The following is a 16,361-nucleotide window of genomic DNA, read 5'->3' as shown; positions in this document are numbered from 1 at the left end:
CGTCTGAAACCCACGCTTTCCCCTATCCGTGCAATCGGCTAAAATACCAACTTTGCAACCCATCATAAGGAAACCGCCATGACCCGTATGGTTCACTGCGTCAAACTCGGCAAAGAAGCCGAAGGCATGAAATTTCCGCCGCTGCCCAACGAGCTGGGCAAACGCATCTTCGAAAACGTTTCCCAAGAAGCATGGATGGCATGGACCCGCCACCAAACCATGCTCATCAATGAAAACCGCTTAAGCCTTGCCGATCCGCGCGCGCGCGAATACCTCGCCCAGCAGATGGAACAATATTTCTTCGGCGACGGCGCAGATGCCGTACAAGGCTACGTTCCGCAAGAGCCTAAATAAGCATTAAACGCCGAGGCCGTCTGAAACCCGATTTTCAGACGGCCTTTAAAATTCCCGATTGCCCCGCATATTAGACAAATAGAACAGATAAATCATACAAACCCATGATTTTCTGTTAAAATCCAAATTTCATTCATTTTCAATCCACACTGGAGCAAACGCCATGCAAAACGACGTTTACGACTATACCTCGCAAGGCTCGGTTGCCAAAAATACCGTCCTGCAAAAAACCTACCGCCTGCTCGGCCTGTCTTTCATTCCTGCCATTGCCGGCGCATTCTTTTCCGCCAAAACAGGCTTTAACATTTTCGCCATGTTCGGCTCATACTATGTTGCCCTGGCCGCCTTCTTCGGCTTCTTCTACGGCATGACCTTCCTGATCGAGAAAAACCGTTACAGCAACGTCGGCATCGCCCTGTTGATGATCTTCACTTTCGGCATGGGCCTTGCCATCAGCCCTATGCTGCAATACGCCCTGGCGATTAACAACGGTGCACAAATCGTCGGTACGGCCGCCGCCATGACCGCCGGTGTATTCTTCACCATGTCCGCCATGGCACGCCGCACCACAATGAACATGAACAAACTCGGCAGCTTCCTCGGAGCCGGCGCCATCGTGCTCATGATTGCCGTTGTGGCCAACATCTTCCTCAACATCCCTGCCCTGAGCCTGACCATCGCGGCCGGCTTCGTTGTCTTCAGTTCCCTGATGATTATGTGGCAGGTGCGTACCGTCATCGACGGCGGCGAAGACAGCCACATCAGCGCAGCGCTGACCATCTTCATCTCCCTCTACAATATTTTCAGCAGCCTCTTGAGAATCCTCATCTCTCTCAGCGGTGACGACTGATCAAGCCGCAAAGGCCGTCTGAAATTTCAGACGGCCTTTTTGATTTTTGACATCACCGGCAAACTCCCCTATCCTGAACGCCACACAAACCCCATTCCCAACCCAAAATGACCACGACCACTCCGCGCCGTGCCGTGTACGCAGGCAGCTTCGACCCACCCACCCTCGGCCACCTGTGGATGATACAGGAAGCCCAATCCCTCTTTGACGAACTCATCGTCGCCATCGGCACCAATCCCGAAAAGCGCAGCACCTACAGCATAGAAGAACGCCGCGCCATGCTCGATGCCATTACCCACCCCTTCCCCAACGTCCGCATCAGCGTGTTTGAAAACCGCTTTTTGGTCGATTACGCCCGCGAAGCCAAGGCCAATTTCATCGTCCGCGGCATCCGTTCCGCCGCCGACTACGAATACGAACGCTCGATGCGCTACATCAACAGCGACATCGCCCCCGAAATCTCCACCGTCTTCCTGATGCCGCCGCGCGAAATAGCCGAAGTATCCTCCACCATGGTCAAAGGCCTGGTCGGCCCCCAAGGATGGCGCGACATGATAGGCCGCTACCTCCCCGACCCCGTCTATCAAAAAATCCTGCAAGACCACAAAATAAACACATAAAACAAAGGCCGTCCGAACATTTCAGACGGCCTTTCCATTTTCATGGATTATTGACGGGCAAACATCAACGCCTGCAGGTTTTGATTCAACGTTTCCATATCCAACCAACCGGCGTTAATAAATAACATCAAAATCACCGTACCCACGCACAGCATGCCGATACCATACAACACATAACCCACCAAAACACGGCCTACCGTCGCATTTCCCATCCACATCAAACCGCGCACCTGCACCACAAACACCCAAGCCTGCCACAACAGCGCAAACACAGCCAACGCCGGCACATACAACACCAGCAACAGCGGCAAGAGCAAAGCCTCAGACACCAAAATAAAGCCCCACAAAGGCAGCCGGGGCGCACCGTAATAATGCAGTACCTTGCGCATCGAGCGGCTCAACACCAACCATTTCACCATCACCAAAATCACCGACAGGCACACCGCCGCCGTGCCACTGCCAAACAAAGGCGACATGCTGGCCGCGTTCACCACACCTAACAGCAGCAGCACCGCCGCCATCACCAAAGGCGAATACAAATACGTCTCCGGAGAACGATAGCGCAAACGCAAAACATCCCACATATCACGAACAAACATATACAGCATGGCATAAATCCAAAGCAAAAAAGCCGATTGTATCTTAGGCCGTCTGAAAATCAAACCGGCAAACTTAAAAACCGCCAATTAAAACGAAAAATAATTCAATACAAAACAAAATCTTAATTTACCGCTTCAAAAATAAAGCCTACAAACGCTTGCACAAGGCAACGAAATTTGGTTTAATTCACATCTCGCAACGAAACACGCGAAGGCCAGATAGCTCAGTTGGTAGAGCAACGGATTGAAAATCCGTGTGTCGGCGGTTCGATTCCGCCTCTGGCCACCACCAACCGCCTTGAAGCGGTTATTTTTTTATCTATACGATTTGCACGCCATACTTAGCGCAAATCCCATTCCAGACCATGCGTCCCGATTTCCACACAAGGCCGTCTGAAAAATTTCAGACGGCCGTTGTTCATGTTGGCATGGCATAAAAATCCGCTTTACCGCCCCATTCCGACAGAATACGGCGCTTCCATCCAAATCGGCTGAAACCTTCACGAACATACTGAATATGAATAAAGTTCAAGGCCGGTCAGTTTACTATATAATACCGTCCAAACCAACCATAACTTACTCATTGCAGGGAAGATAATGAAAAAAGTGCTGATTGTACATTACTCGCAAACGGGGCAGCTCTCCAGCCTGGCGCGAAATTTTGCCGCACCGTTGCAAACAACTGGTATACAGGTCGATTGCGTCAATATCGTCCCGGAGCAGGCATTTCCGTTTCCGTGGCCGTTTTGGCGTTTTTTCGATACCTTTCCTGAAACCGTCCATTTAAAACCCGCCCCGATTCTGCCGCCGCACATTCCATCCGAAGATTACGATGTGGTGGTTATTGCCTACACCGTTTGGTTCCTCTCCCCTTCGCAACCGATGACCGCCTTTTTGCAACGCGAAGAAACGCGCCGCCTGCTGGACGGCAAACCGGTCATTACGCTTATCGGCTGCCGCAATATGTGGCTGGGCGCGCAAGAGAAAATGAAATCTTTGCTGAAACAAAACGGCGCCAAACTCATCGGCAACATCGTAAAAATCGATGCCTGCAACAGCGCGGCAAGTTTTATTACCACGCCCGCATGGATGCTGACCGGCGACAAACACTATTTCCGCTCCCTGCCCTCTGCCGGCATTGCTGAAGAAGAATTGGCGGATGCGGCGCGGTTTGGTACGAAATTGCGCGATGCACTGTTAAACCAACAGCCTTTGGACGAAACCCTGTTTCAAAACATGGGCGCAGTGACAGTCAATGAAAAACTGATTTTCAGCGAACGCGCCGCCGGTCGCAGCTTCTTCGTCTGGGGCAAGCTTTTGATGGCGGCAGGCCATATTTCTCCGCTTTTGCGCCGTGCGCTGCTGTGCTTTTACATCGTATTTTTATTGACGATGATTTTGGTAGTTTTACCCGTCAGCGTGATTTTGAAAAAACTGCTGCATCCGCTGCTCAAAGGCCGTCTGAAAAAGCTGGCGGATTATTATGGACAACCGTCAGGCAGATGATATGTTTCAGACGGCCTCAAACCAGGAATCCATCATGCACGAAGTGATCCACTACCCCGAGCGCCGTCGCTTTCAAATCGATATTGACGGTTTGGAAGCAGGCTATATCAGCTATACCGAACACAACGGCGGCTGGGACGTAAGCCATACCGAGATCTCGCCCAACTTCCGTCATCGCGGCATTGCCAAACTGCTGGTGAGCGCGCTGATGGAATACGCCGAAACACACCACATCCCGTTGACTGCAAGCTGCGACTACGCGGCGGGGTTTATCGGTTGATTATTTTGACAAACACATCATGACATCGAATAACACACTCAAAGACGTTTATCTCAACCGCGTTTCTGCCTTCTTGCCCAACGCCCCCGTCGGCAATGACGAAATGGAAGCCGTCCTCGGCATGGCAGGCGATGTGCCTTCACGCGTGCGCCGCATGATTTTGCGCTCCAACGGCATTTTGTCGCGCTATTACGCCATCGACCCCGAAAGCCGCCGCACGACGCACACCAATGCCGAATTGGCCGCCGAAGCGGTCAACGGCCTATTTGCCCAAGGCGTTCCAGCAGAAGCCATCGGCAGCCTGGCCTGCGCCACTTCCTACCCTGACCAAACCATGCCCGGACACGGTGTGATGGTGCATGGTTTGCTGGATATACCGCCTTGCGAAGTGTTCAGCATGGCAGGCGTATGCGCGGCAGGTATGGCGGCGATGAAACACGCCTACAACGCCGTGCGTACCGGCGAACACGCACATGCAGTTTCCGTTGCTTCCGAAAACGCCTCGGCGGTCATGCGCGGCGAAGTGTTCCAAAGCGAAACCGACCATAAAAAACTGGAAAACGCGTCCCCCGAAATCGGGTTTGAAAAAGACTTTTTGCGCTGGATGCTGTCTGACGGCGCAGGCGCGGTGTATCTGTCCGACCGTCCCAATTCAGACGGCCTCAGCCTGAAAATCCATTGGGTAGACCTGCTTTCCTACGCCAACGAAATGCCGCCCTGCATGTATGCCGGCGCAGAATTCCGCGACGGCGTATTTGAAGGCTGGAAACACGCCGATGCCGATTACGGCCGCCGCCACAGCCTGATGGCGGTCAAGCAGGACGTCAAACTGCTGAACGAAAACATCGTCCGCTATACGGTGGAAAAACCCCTCTCCCAAATCGCCGCCAAACACGGCATCCGTGCCGAAGAAATCGATTGGTTCCTGCCCCACTACTCTTCCGGCTTTTTCCGCGACCGCCTTTCAGACGGCCTGAAAAACATCGGCTTCGACATTCCGCAGGAAAAATGGTTTACCAATCTGCACAGCAAGGGCAATACGGGTTCGGCCTCGATTTACATCATCCTTGAAGAATTTATGCGCACTTTCCCCATCGAACACGGCCAAAAAATCCTGTGTTACGTTCCGGAAAGCGGACGCTTTTCAACATGTTTCATGCTTTTGGAAGCAGTAAAGGCCGTCTGAATGAAGATTGACGACATTCCTCAAGACAACAGCGCCAGCTACCACGGCCACCGCAAAGTCATCTACGGCACCCGCGACGGCCACTACGAAGCGGCCACCAGCAACGGTTGGCAGGACGAAGCCTACGCCACCGAAATGGCGGTGTTCGAACTCGATGCCCAAACGCAGGCCGCGCGCGAAGCCGTCAAAAAAGGCGAATACTCGCCGCTGTACTACCATATGTTCCGCTGCCGTTATGATGAAACCGGCTTGGCCCTGGCGGCAGGCGTATGGAAATGGCAGCTTCGTCGGCATTTCCGCCCCGAAGTGTTCGCCAAACTACCGGCCAAAACCCTGCAAAAATACGCCGATGCCTGCCAAATCAGCATAGACGGCCTCAAACAAACCAATATTTAAAGTCCCTCATGATTACCCTGCATTCGCTCAACCAATCCCGCGCCCTGCGCATTGTTTGGCTGCTTGAAATCCTCGGTACGCCCTACCGCCTGCAAACCTACCGCCGCCATCCCGACACTTTGCTCGCCCCTGACGAACTTAAAGCCATCCATCCCTTGGGCAAATCGCCTTTATTGGATGATGACGGCTTTATCTTGGCGGAAAGCGGCGCGATTACCGACTACCTGATTCAAACCTACGGCAACGGCCATCTGATGCCCGAACGCGGCAGCCGCGAATACTGGCAATATCAACGCTGGCTGCATTATGCCGAAGGTTCGCTGATGCCGTTATTGCTGCTCGGACTGGTGTTCCGCCGGATTGAAAGCGCGCCCATGCCGTTTTTCGTCAAACCGATTGCCCGCAAAATCAGCGGCAGCGTCAAAAGCAGCTTTATCCATCCGCAAGCCGCGATGCATCTTTCCCACATCGACAGCGAGTTGGAAAACCGCGAATGGTTGGTCGGCAACAGCCTCAGCGGTGCCGACATCATGATGAGCTATCCGCTGCAAGCCGCAGCCGACCGCTTCGATTTTGCCGATTACCCCAATATCCGCGCTTATTTGCAGCGCATCGAAGCGCATGAAGCCTACCGCCGCGCCGTTAAAAAAGCAGGTTCGCCTTTATTGAAACTCGACAAATAAAACAAAGCCGTCTGAAACGTTTTCAGACGGCCTGAAACCTTGGTTCACTTATCGAATAGCTTTGCGATAAACGGCGTTTTTACCAACGCGCCGCCCGAGTGCTTTGTTCGCCCTCGCCGTTCCACTATAATGGCAACCCATATCCTTCTAAAAAAATAACACCATGCCAACCGACAACCGCCCGACTCTTGCCATCGACACCAGCACATCCTTTCTGTCCATCGCATTGGAACATCAAGGCGAAATCCGCCTGTTTCATGAAAACGTCGGCACCAAGCAATCCGAACAAATCCTGCCGCAAATCGAACGCCTCTTTAAAGAAGCGGGCATCACGGCCGCCGATTTGGGCTGCATCGTTTATGCACAGGGCCCCGGCGCATTTACCGGCCTGCGTATCGGCGCAGCGGTTGCACAAGGTTTGGCCACACCGTTTGACACGCCCATGATCGGCATTCCCTGCCTCGATACCGCCGCTTCAATGCTGCCGCCATCCAGCTGCGTCCTGGCAGCCACCGATGCGCGTATGGGCGAAGTATTCTACGCATGGTTTGATACGCAAAACCACGTCCGCTTGAGTGATTACACGGTTGGCAAAGCCGCCGCCATTGCCGCGCCCGAAGACAAAACGCCTAGCGGCGGCATCGGCAATGCCTTTGCCCTCGCCGACAAACCGCCTTTTGACGGTCAAGCCGATATGCCGACCGCCGCCGACTATCTCAAACTTGCCCGCAGCGGCCGCTATGTTACCACCGATGCGGCACACGCCGAGCTGCTCTACGTCCGCAACAAAATTGCCCTGACCGCGCAAGAGCAAGCCCAACAAAAGGCCAAACCGTGAACCTGCGCCCAGCCTTACTTGCCGACTGCCCCACCCTTGCCGCCATCGACGCACAAGGCAATCCTTCGCCGTGGACGGCGCAGCAGTTTGAATCGGCGGTTCAACACCATCCCGACAGCGTTTGGCTCAGCCAGGCAGACCACCAAATTACCGGCTTTATCGTGTGGCAAACCGTGTTTGACGAATCCGAGCTGCACCTGATTGCCGTCGCGCCCGAATACCGCCGCCAAGGCATTGCGTCCGCCCTGCTGCAACACTGGCAAAACACTGTGCAACAGCAAGGCGCAACCCGATTGCTGCTCGAAGTCCGCGCAAGCAATGAAACCGCGCAACAGCTCTACCGCAAACACGGCTTCCAAACCTGCGGTCGCCGCAAAAACTACTACGCCCTGCCTGACGGTGGCAGCGAAGATGCCGTATTGATGGAGAAATCATGTTAAGCAGCCGCTATCTGCACCTGCACGAAGCCTTGGGCTTGGGCCCGATGTGGCTGAACCAAAACGCCAAAATCATCCATGCCGCGCCTCAAACCGCAGCATCAGCCGCACCCGTCCGCCCCAAAACCATTGCTGCCGACACCGCGCAAGCCGTGCGTACTTTATCGGCTGGTGCATATCAGGCACGCACTGCCGCCATTGCCACTGCGCAAACGGCCAAACCTGCTGTCCGCGTTCCCGAAGCAACACCCAAAGCCATTGTCGAAACAACAGCAAAAACAGAAAAAGTCGCGCATTCAGACAATCTGCCCCGCCTTGACGTAACCATCAGGCCGTCTGAAATCATGGTGGTCAGCATTTGCCCGTCCACCGAAGACAGCCTGCACGGTACGCTGTTTAGCGGCGACGTCGGCACGCTTCTCGACAACATCCTCGCCGCCATCGGCCTCAAGCCCGATCAGGCGCACAAAACCGCATGGGTCAAAACCGCGCCAGTATTCACCGCCCTCCCCGATGCCGAACACATCCGCTCCGAGCTTGCCGAAATGCAAAACGAGTTGACCGCTTCGCAAGCGCGCGCAGTATTGTTTCTCGGCAAAATCTTCGACAGCCCCGACATGATCGGGCTGATGAACGAATTGTGCGCAGAGCGGCCGCATTTCGTCATCCCCCACCCCGCCCGCCTGCTGATGCAGCCGCAACTCAAAGCGCAGGCATGGCAAATCTTAAAGCCATTGAAACAGCTTTTGGCCAAGGCCGTCTGAACATTCTGTTCAATCTGAAATCAGGTTTCCCACCAACAAAAAAGGGCGTGTCCGACACGCCCTAATGTTTTCAATATTCCGCCGAATGCCAAAAAGGCTGACCCACCGTCGGCGTACTGGCGCGCGCTTTCTCACGCGCCTCCACAGGTTCCGCCTCATAAGCCAGACGGCCCGACTCGACCGCAAGCGCAAAAGCGCGTGCCATATTGACCGGATCTCCGCTGCGGGAAACGGCGGTATTCAGCAGCACGCCGTCAAAACCCCATTCCATCACTTGCGCCGCCTGCGAAGGCAAACCCAAGCCTGCGTCGATAATCAGCGGCGTGTCGGGCAGGCGTTCGCGCAGAACTTTCAGCGCATAAGCATGAACTGCGCCCAAACCTGTGCCAATCGGCGCCGCCCACGGCATCAACGCCTGACAGCCTGCGTCGAGCAGTCTGCGACAGGCAATCAAATCCTCGGTGCAATAAGGCAGCACTTTGAAGCCGTCTTTAATCAGGATTTCTGCCGCTTCGACGAGCTGGAACACATCCGGCTGCAACGTGTCATCATCGCCGATAAGTTCGAGCTTGATCCAATCGGTATCAAACACTTCGCGTGCCATTTGCGCAGTGGTCACAGCTTCCTGCACACTTTGACAGCCTGCGGTATTGGGCAACACAGGTACGCCCATTTCTTCCAACAACGACCAAAAGCCCTGCCCGTGCGCTTCGCCGCCGCTGCCGGCACGACGCAACGAAACGGTAATCATCGCCGGTTGCGCGATTTGGACAGACTGCTTGAGGATTTCCGGCGTCGGATAAGCAGCCGTACCAAGTAGCAGCCGTGAAGGGAAAGTTTCTCCATATAAGGCAAACATGATGGATTCCTTTGTATTGTTTTTTAGATTTTAAACATGGGGCAATCGGGCAACCCTGCCCGATATTCAAACAGGCAAAAGTCGGGCGCAAATACCCGACCTGTTGATTGCAAACCGCTTATCCGCCGACTACGGGGCGCACGATGTCCACTTTATCGTTTTCATTCAAAACCGTTTCCGCATACGCGCCTTTGGCGACAAAATGGGTATTGACGGCAACAGCAAACGGCTTTTGCGGCACGGTTTGGGTAATAAGGTCGGCAACGGTTGTGCCGTTTAATGTGATGGTTTCATTGTTCAATATAATCTTCATGATGTTTGCTCCTCTTGTCAGACTTCTTATTTTCAAACGACCTTATTGATTCCACAAAGCCTGAAACGCTTTAACCACGGCTTCGGGATTTTCCACTTCGGTAACGGCGCGGACGACGGCGAGTGAGGAAACGCCGGTGGCGAGTACGGCTTGGGCGTTGTTCAAATCGATGCCGCCGATGGCGACGACGGGCGTGCCGCCTGCCTGTTTCACATACTCGCGCAGTTTGTCCAAGCCTTGCGGGGCGGTGGGCATTTGTTTGGTTGTGGTCGGGAAAATCGCGCCGCTGGCGACGTAGCTGGGATGTACGGACAGGGCGCGGTCGAGTTCGGCGACGGAGTGCGTACTCAAACCCAAGCGCAAACCAGCGGTGGCGATAGCGGCGAGGTCGGCTGTGTCCATGTCTTCCTGCCCAAGATGTACGCCGTATGCACCTGCAGCAATCGCTTCGCGCCAGTGGTCGTTGATGAAAAGCTGGGTTGCGCTGTTTTGGCAGGCTGCGACGCAACGTTCGATTTCGCGTTTCAACTCGTCGCCATGCAAGGTTTTACAACGCAGTTGCACCGTGTCGGCACCTGCTTTGACCATGCGCTCCACCCAATCGGCGGTGGGAACGACGACGTAGAATTTGAGCGGGGATTTTAGGGGCGGGAAGGTCATGGGGTGTCCTTTTTCATTTCTTACGGAGCAATAAAGGTTGTCTAAAAACATCGAGTATTCGCATTCATGCCGTAGAGCAGAAGAGGGGCGATACTTGATGGGAAGCTTTCGCTTTTATAACCAACGGCGGACGCGCCGACAGTAAGACTCGTACTCTGCGCCGAATTTCTGCGCCAAAACGCGTTCTTCGGGCATGATTTGAAACCACGTCATATAGGCAACAAATGCAGCCAAAAACAACCACGGCAGCGGGTGCGCCAAATAGCCCGCCCATGCGACCAGCCAGCAGCCCAGACCCGCATACATCGGGTTGCGGCTGAAACGGTACACGCCGTCTGAAACGAAGTGTTCGGTTTGTTCGGGGTTGAGCGGGCTGACGGTCGTGCGCACACGGCGAAACGCCCACACACCTAATACGCTCAACAGAGTCCCAAACACCATCAAAACAACCGACAGCAATATAGGAAAGCGCGGCAGTATGCCGGCCAACGCCGACACTTGGACAGAGACGTACATCAACAACGCACAAATAAAACATATCGCCGGCGGCGGAATTTTGGTTTCTAAATTCATATTGTTACCTTTATAAAACTGATAGCGCGGCGTTTTCAGACGAACTAAAGCTTATTTTACCTCAAGCTTATTTTCCAATATACGCCAAACCGCTTTCTTCATCACGTTCGGGCGCGTCTTTTCCGTCAAACAGTGCCACTGCCAATCTGACGGCGGCGGCGGTTACGGCGAGAGAAATCATGAAACCGTGGCGGAAACAGCCGAAAATCTGTGTTTAGGTTTCGGCTGTTGGGGGGAATGGCTTTTTTGCAAAGGTCTCGGCCTTTTAAACGGTTTGAAAAAGGACGTGTCGAACACGTCCTTTTTTCCTATTACAACAGGAATATGGTTGCCAATCCCAAGAAAATCAGGAAGCCGCCGGAGTCGGTTACCGCGGTAATCAGCACCGAGCTGCCCAATGCCGGGTCGCGTCCGGCTTTGTCCATCATAACGGGGATGAGGACACCGACGGTCGCGGCAAGCAAAAGGTTCAAAGTCATTGCGGCCACCATGACCAAACCGATACCGATGTTGCCGTAGAGCAGCCATGAAATCACACCCATTACCGTGCCCCAAATAATGCCGTTGACGAGGGCGACACCGACTTCTTTTTTCAGCAGGCGGCCTGCCTGTGTGCTGGTCATTTGTCCCATCGCCATGGCGCGGACGATCATGGTGATGGTTTGGTTGCCGGAGTTGCCGCCGATACCGGCGACGATGGGCATCAGTGCGGCCAGTGCGACGATTTTTTCGATACTGCCTTCAAATGCGCCAATCACGCGGCTGGCGATGAAGGCGGTACACAGGTTGATGGCAAGCCACATCCAGCGGTTTTTCACCGAGTCCCAAATCGGGGCGAACAAGTCCTCTTCTTCTTGCAAACCGGCCATGTTCAACATGTCGGCTTCGGATTCTTCACGGATCACGTCCACCATTTCGTCAATGGTGATCCTGCCGATCAGCTTTTTGTTTTCATCGACAACCGGCGCGGTCACCAAGTCATAACGTTCAAACGCCTGCGCCGCTTCTTCCACGTCGTCTTCGGGACGGAAGCGCACGACATCGGTGGCCATCACGTCTGCCACCATGTCTTCGGGATCGGCGACCAAGAGTTTGCGGATGGGCAGTACGCCTTGCAACACGTCGTTTTCATCGACCACGAAAATCTTGTCGGTATGGTCGGGCAGGCTGTCGAAACGGCGCAAGTAGCGTAACACGACCTCACACGTCACATCGGCGCGGATGCTGACCAATTCAAAGTCCATAATCGCACCGACTTGGTTGTCTTCGTAAGACATCGCCGCTTTGACCTGCTCGCGCTCTTCTTCATCACGCGTTTGCAGCGCTTCGTACACCACTTGGTGCGGCAAGTCGTCTGCCAGTTCTGCCAATTCGTCTGCGTCCAAATCATCGACAGCGGCCAACAGCTCGTCTTTGTCCATGGACTCGATCAGCATTTCGCGTACGGAGTCGGATACTTCCAGCAAGACTTCGCCGTCGTCTTCAGGGGCGACCAAAAGCCAAACGATGTTACGCTCGCGCGGCGGCAGGGATTCCAAGACGGCGGCCACGTCGGCAGGGTGCAACTCGGCCAAGAGGACGGTCAGCTCGGTAAACTTATCGCGCAGGCTTTCGTCTTCAATCGGCATGCCTGCTTCAATTTGTTCAAAGGACGGCTCGAGGATTTCGCATAAGGCGTGGATGCGGTCGATATCGTCAGAAATGCGGTCTTCTACCACATCATTGTCGGGGATATTGTCGAGATTCGGAGGGGTTTGTTCGATGCTCATAAATGCTCCGCCCGCCGGACGCGGGAAGGCATTTCGGCGGGATGATTATTGTTGTTGTGTATCAGATGGGAAGTTCAAAGGCGAACTGGGAAGGTCCATAATTCGAGCCTGCTGAGAGGCGCAGAGTTGTAAACGGTGCATATTCTACTCTTTTTTAGGCCGTTTTACCATTTTTAACGGGAAAGGCCGTCTGAAATTTAAGTTTCAGACGGCCTTTTCATTTGCTCAAACCTTATTCTTTAGGCAGGCGCAGGACGGAGACGATGAATCCGCCCCAAATGACGATCAATGCGACAAGCATCATAATAATGGCTGAAGTACTCATTATTCGTCTCCTTCACGTTCGTGTTCATGTTCGTCTTTGACGTTGAAGTTCTGACCATGTTTCCACGGCAAGAAAGATAGCAGGACAGACAATACCAAGAGAGTGCCTACCATGCCCCAACCGAAGATATTGAGGAAGCTGTCAGGATAGCCGCTGTAATTCTCTTTTAAGAGGCTGGCAGTATCTTGATACAGCATATAGCCGAGCATAGCGACGGTAACTACCACGCTGGCTGTCCACACTTTACCGACACGGATAGAAGACAGCGCATTCAAATGGTTGCGCAGTTCCGGCAGCTTGTGCAACAGGACAATCGCCAGAACGTAAACAAAACCAGAAGCCACAATGCCGTAAGTATTGATGAATTTGTCCAACACATCCAACACAGGCAGGCCGGTAGTCGTACCGAACAGCAAGGTAGAAATAATTGCCATTGGCACGCCTGCAATCAGCGTTGCGCTGACACGGCCAATGTTCATTTTGTCTTGAATCGCAGCCACAATCACTTCAACGATGGAAATCATCGAAGTGACACCGGCAAACACCAGAGAGCCGAAGAACAACACGCCGATCAACGCACCCATAGGGGCTTGGTTAATGATGGTCGGGAACGCGATAAACGCCAAGCCGATACCGTTGGATGCCACTTCGCTGACTTCTTTGCCTGCGGTTTGAGCCATAAAGCCCAATGCAGCAAATACGCCGATACCGGCGAGCAACTCGAAGCTGCTGTTGGCAAAGCCGACAACCAAGCCTGTGCCGCCCAAGTCGGTTTTTTTCTTCAGGTAAGAAGAATAAGTAATCATGATGCCGAAGCAGATGGAGAGCGAGAAGAAAATCTGGCCATATGCGGCTACCCAGACTTTCGGATCCGCCAAACGGCTCCAGTCAGGCGTAAACAAAGCGTTCAAACCTTTTGCCGCACCCGGCAGAGTCAGCGCAATGCCCACCATGATGACGAACATCACCACCAACAAAGGCATGAAGAATGTAGATGAACCGGCCACGCCTTTTTGTACGCCCAAAGCCATAATTGCCAGCGTAAACACCCAGACGGCAATCAGCGGGCCGGCAACTTTGCCGACAAAATCCAAGCCCAAGTCTTTGGCATCGGCCATTTGCAGGAAGTCTTTGAAGAAGAATGCCTGCGGATCCGCACCCCATGCCGAAGTCAAAGAATAATAGGCATAGCTTGCCGCCCAGCCGACAATCACGGCGTAGTAGATACAGATGATGACGTTGGTCAGGAAGTTCCACCAACCCATCGGCTCAAACAAACGGCCGAGGCGGCGGAAAGCCAAAGGTGGCGAGCCGCGGTAACGGTGGCCGATGGCGTAGTCGAGCAGCAACAGCGGAATACCTGCCGTCAACAGCGCAACCAAGTAAGGGAGGACGAAAGCACCGCCGCCGTTGTCGAAAGCGATGTAAGGGAATCGCCAAATGTTGCCTAAGCCCACGGCCGAGCCGATGGCAGCAAACATAAAGGCGCGGCGACTGCTAAACGTCGCGCGTTCGCTGGATTGAGAATTTGACACGATGAACCTCTTAAAAGTCGAGTGCCGCCAAGGCCGTTCAGCCTTGCGCGTATATATTTAGGAATCAGGCCGGGCAAGCCGGTCGGTTAAAGTAGATATTCGGACAAGGATAATATCCGGTATAGAGGATGCACCGCTTATGGCCATGCAAACATAATCTGACCTTATCGTAAAAAAATTTAACACTGTTGACAAGTCATAATTAAATTAAAATCACAAGCAAAATCTTCATACACTACGACTAAAACCTTCATACACTTATTTATATAACCCCCAAACACAGCTCAATCCACCGTTTTTCCCTCCCTTGTTCCGACAATTTTCCCCTTTGCTAAAAACTGCCCTCCCCTTATCCGGCAAGGAAAATCGGGAATTCAAGGCGTTTAAATTCCACGTCATCAAAAAAATGTTCAGACGGCCTTTTACTTTTACTCGATTAAACCCAGGCCGTCTGAAAATTACACTGTTGTATGTTGTAATCAAAAGCCACACTCACATTCTGTTTAATATAAACAAAAACAATCCGCCTTTTCTCGTTTCATTCATTACCATGATTTAAAACGAGCATAAAACACTAAAAATAGAATTAATGAAAAATAAAATTTCAAAAAATATAAAATAATATTAAATTTAAACCTTTATTTCTACTCTAATCATCTACAATTAAAAATAATCGAACCTAAAATTTTCAATAAAACATTAATTACACAGCACTACATTTTTGCTATAATTGCCACCATTCACTCCATAACCCAAACCCAAAAGAAGAGGAAAAGCCATGGGTATCAAAGTTGCCATCAACGGTTACGGCCGCATCGGCCGCCAAGTAGTGCGCGCTATTTTTGACTACAAACTGCAAGACCAACTCGACATCGTTGCCATCAATGCCAGCGGCAGCATCGAGACCAATGCTCACCTGACCAAATTCGACACTGTTCACGGCCGCTTCAACTCTGAAGTTTCCCACGATGAGAAACACCTCATCATCGACGGTAAAAAAATCCCTTACTTCTCTACCCGCAACCCAGCCGAATTGCCATGGGGTGAATTGAGCGTTGACCTGGTCATGGAATGTACCGGCGCGTTCACCAGCAAAGAGAAAGCCAAAATCCACTTGGAAAGCGGCGCGAAAAAAGTGCTGATTTCCGCTCCCGGCGGCGATGACGTTGACGCAACCATCGTTTACGGCGTAAACGACGACGTGATTACCGACGATATGACCGTTATCTCCAACGCGTCTTGTACCACCAACTGCCTGGCGCCTGTGGCCAAAGTGTTGAACGAAAACATCGGTATCGTAAACGGCGTGATGACCACCATCCACGCGCTGACCAACGACCAAACCGTCACCGACGTACGCCACAAAGACCTGCGCCGTGCGCGTAGCGGCGTGGAAAACATGATTCCGACCAAAACCGGCGCGGCAAAAGCCGTCGGTTTGGTATTGCCGGACCTGAAAGGCAAACTCGACGGCCTCGCCATCCGCGTACCGACCGTCAACGTTTCCCTGGTTGACCTGAGCTTCCAAGCAGGCCGCGACACTTCCGCCGAAGAAATCAACGCGCTGATGAAAGCCGCTTCCGAAGAAGGCCGTCTGAAAGGCGTATTGGCCTACAATACCCTGCCACTGGTTTCCATGGACTTCAACCACACTACCCAAGCCAGCACATTTGACTCTACGCTGACCAAAGTAACCGCAGGCAAAATGGTTAAAGTGTTCGCATGGTACGACAACGAGTGGGGCTTCAGCTGCCAAATGCTGAACACCGCGCGCCGTATGTTCGGTTTGGAAGTACGTCCGTTCTAATCGGCTT

Annotated in this window: 20 protein-coding genes, 1 tRNA gene and 1 pseudogene; 13 read left to right on the top strand and 9 right to left on the bottom strand. The window is 53.0% G+C overall.

Annotated features, from left to right (window positions below; genetic code table 11):
* Positions 1-78: 78 nt before the first annotated feature.
* The 3 genes from HMPREF2606_RS03405 to coaD all read left to right on the top strand — a co-directional run bounded on the left by HMPREF2606_RS03405 (position 79) and on the right by coaD (position 1,824).
* Positions 79-354, top strand: a complete 276-nt coding sequence (locus HMPREF2606_RS03405) for an oxidative damage protection protein (RefSeq protein WP_003682648.1) — start codon at positions 79-81, stop codon at positions 352-354.
* Between the two features lie 163 nt (positions 355-517).
* Positions 518-1,204, top strand: coding sequence for a Bax inhibitor-1 family protein (locus tag HMPREF2606_RS03400; RefSeq protein ID WP_070814594.1), 687 nt, complete (start codon positions 518-520; stop codon positions 1,202-1,204).
* 107 nt (positions 1,205-1,311) lie between these two features.
* On the top strand, positions 1,312-1,824 hold the full coding sequence (gene coaD, locus HMPREF2606_RS03395; RefSeq protein WP_070814595.1) for a pantetheine-phosphate adenylyltransferase: 513 nt from the start codon (positions 1,312-1,314) through the stop codon (positions 1,822-1,824).
* Positions 1,825-1,871: 47 nt separating this feature from the next.
* On the opposite strand, the gene HMPREF2606_RS03390 is transcribed toward coaD, so the two are convergent.
* Positions 1,872-2,432 carry a hypothetical protein gene (locus HMPREF2606_RS03390; protein WP_070814596.1) on the bottom strand — a complete coding sequence of 187 codons (561 nt, stop codon included), beginning with the start codon at positions 2,430-2,432 and terminating at the stop codon, positions 1,872-1,874.
* Positions 2,433-2,636: 204 nt separating this feature from the next.
* Here HMPREF2606_RS03390 and HMPREF2606_RS03385 point away from each other — a divergent pair.
* The 9 genes from HMPREF2606_RS03385 to HMPREF2606_RS03345 all read left to right on the top strand — a co-directional run bounded on the left by HMPREF2606_RS03385 (position 2,637) and on the right by HMPREF2606_RS03345 (position 8,513).
* A tRNA-Phe gene (locus HMPREF2606_RS03385) sits at positions 2,637-2,712 on the top strand.
* 308 nt (positions 2,713-3,020) lie between these two features.
* The gene (locus HMPREF2606_RS03380; protein WP_070843312.1) at positions 3,021-3,929 is read left to right on the top strand and encodes a hypothetical protein; all 909 of its coding nucleotides are present in this window, start codon (positions 3,021-3,023) and stop codon (positions 3,927-3,929) included.
* Positions 3,907-4,209: a GNAT family N-acetyltransferase gene (locus HMPREF2606_RS03375; RefSeq protein ID WP_141762177.1), complete on the top strand. Its 303-nt coding sequence runs from the start codon at positions 3,907-3,909 to the stop codon at positions 4,207-4,209. Before HMPREF2606_RS03380 ends, HMPREF2606_RS03375 begins: the two co-directional genes overlap by 23 nt.
* Positions 4,210-4,228: 19 nt before the next feature.
* The gene (locus HMPREF2606_RS03370) at positions 4,229-5,395 is read left to right on the top strand and encodes a beta-ketoacyl-ACP synthase III (RefSeq protein ID WP_070843311.1); all 1,167 of its coding nucleotides are present in this window, start codon (positions 4,229-4,231) and stop codon (positions 5,393-5,395) included.
* The gene (locus tag HMPREF2606_RS03365) at positions 5,396-5,791 is read left to right on the top strand and encodes a DarG family dialkylresorcinol biosynthesis protein (protein ID WP_070459667.1); all 396 of its coding nucleotides are present in this window, start codon (positions 5,396-5,398) and stop codon (positions 5,789-5,791) included.
* Positions 5,792-5,799: 8 nt separating this feature from the next.
* A complete protein-coding gene (locus tag HMPREF2606_RS03360; protein WP_070843310.1) occupies positions 5,800-6,474 on the top strand; it encodes a glutathione S-transferase family protein in 675 nt (224 codons plus the stop codon).
* Positions 6,475-6,637: 163 nt separating this feature from the next.
* The gene (gene tsaB / locus HMPREF2606_RS03355; protein ID WP_070843309.1) at positions 6,638-7,312 is read left to right on the top strand and encodes a tRNA (adenosine(37)-N6)-threonylcarbamoyltransferase complex dimerization subunit type 1 TsaB; all 675 of its coding nucleotides are present in this window, start codon (positions 6,638-6,640) and stop codon (positions 7,310-7,312) included.
* Positions 7,309-7,752: a ribosomal protein S18-alanine N-acetyltransferase gene (gene rimI / locus HMPREF2606_RS03350; RefSeq protein WP_070843308.1), complete on the top strand. Its 444-nt coding sequence runs from the start codon at positions 7,309-7,311 to the stop codon at positions 7,750-7,752. Before tsaB ends, rimI begins: the two co-directional genes overlap by 4 nt.
* Positions 7,746-8,513: a uracil-DNA glycosylase family protein gene (locus HMPREF2606_RS03345; protein ID WP_070843307.1), complete on the top strand. Its 768-nt coding sequence runs from the start codon at positions 7,746-7,748 to the stop codon at positions 8,511-8,513. Before rimI ends, HMPREF2606_RS03345 begins: the two co-directional genes overlap by 7 nt.
* Positions 8,514-8,583: 70 nt before the next feature.
* Here the strand turns inward: HMPREF2606_RS03345 and HMPREF2606_RS03340 are convergent, their stop codons facing one another.
* The 8 genes and pseudogenes from HMPREF2606_RS03340 to HMPREF2606_RS03315 all read right to left on the bottom strand — a co-directional run bounded on the left by HMPREF2606_RS03340 (position 8,584) and on the right by HMPREF2606_RS03315 (position 14,547).
* Positions 8,584-9,372: a thiazole synthase gene (locus HMPREF2606_RS03340; RefSeq protein WP_070843306.1), complete on the bottom strand. Its 789-nt coding sequence runs from the start codon at positions 9,370-9,372 to the stop codon at positions 8,584-8,586.
* A 118-nt stretch (positions 9,373-9,490) separates the two neighbouring features.
* Positions 9,491-9,685, bottom strand: coding sequence for a sulfur carrier protein ThiS (gene thiS, locus HMPREF2606_RS03335; RefSeq protein WP_070712084.1), 195 nt, complete (start codon positions 9,683-9,685; stop codon positions 9,491-9,493).
* Between the two features lie 42 nt (positions 9,686-9,727).
* Positions 9,728-10,345 (bottom strand): thiamine phosphate synthase, encoded by a 618-nt coding sequence (thiE, locus tag HMPREF2606_RS03330; RefSeq protein ID WP_070712083.1) that lies wholly within the window; start codon positions 10,343-10,345, stop codon positions 9,728-9,730.
* Positions 10,346-10,459: 114 nt separating this feature from the next.
* Positions 10,460-10,918, bottom strand: a complete 459-nt coding sequence (locus HMPREF2606_RS03325) for a methyltransferase family protein (protein WP_070712082.1) — start codon at positions 10,916-10,918, stop codon at positions 10,460-10,462.
* A 67-nt stretch (positions 10,919-10,985) separates the two neighbouring features.
* A pseudogene (locus HMPREF2606_RS10900) lies at positions 10,986-11,129 on the bottom strand (FAD-dependent oxidoreductase); the annotation flags it as partial.
* 100 nt (positions 11,130-11,229) lie between these two features.
* Positions 11,230-12,687, bottom strand: a complete 1,458-nt coding sequence (gene mgtE, locus HMPREF2606_RS03320) for a magnesium transporter (RefSeq protein WP_070712081.1) — start codon at positions 12,685-12,687, stop codon at positions 11,230-11,232.
* Between the two features lie 232 nt (positions 12,688-12,919).
* Positions 12,920-13,012, bottom strand: a complete 93-nt coding sequence (locus HMPREF2606_RS10635) for a methionine/alanine import family NSS transporter small subunit (RefSeq protein WP_036472778.1) — start codon at positions 13,010-13,012, stop codon at positions 12,920-12,922.
* Entirely contained in the window at positions 13,012-14,547 is a 1,536-nt protein-coding gene (locus HMPREF2606_RS03315; RefSeq protein ID WP_083315932.1) for a sodium-dependent transporter, read from the bottom strand. The genes HMPREF2606_RS10635 and HMPREF2606_RS03315 overlap by 1 nt, the downstream gene beginning before the upstream one ends.
* Positions 14,548-15,325: 778 nt before the next feature.
* On the opposite strand from HMPREF2606_RS03315, the gene gap reads away from it, so the two are divergent.
* Complete coding sequence (gene gap, locus HMPREF2606_RS03310; RefSeq protein ID WP_070712079.1) at positions 15,326-16,354, top strand: type I glyceraldehyde-3-phosphate dehydrogenase; 1,029 nt, start codon at positions 15,326-15,328, stop codon at positions 16,352-16,354.
* Positions 16,355-16,361 lie beyond the last annotated feature (7 nt).

Source organism: Neisseria sp. HMSC070H10, assembly GCF_001837635.1.
GTDB lineage: Bacteria > Pseudomonadota > Gammaproteobacteria > Burkholderiales > Neisseriaceae > Neisseria > Neisseria subflava_A.
Note: the sequence above shows the minus strand (reverse complement) of the source record. Positions and strands in the feature narration are given on the sequence as shown.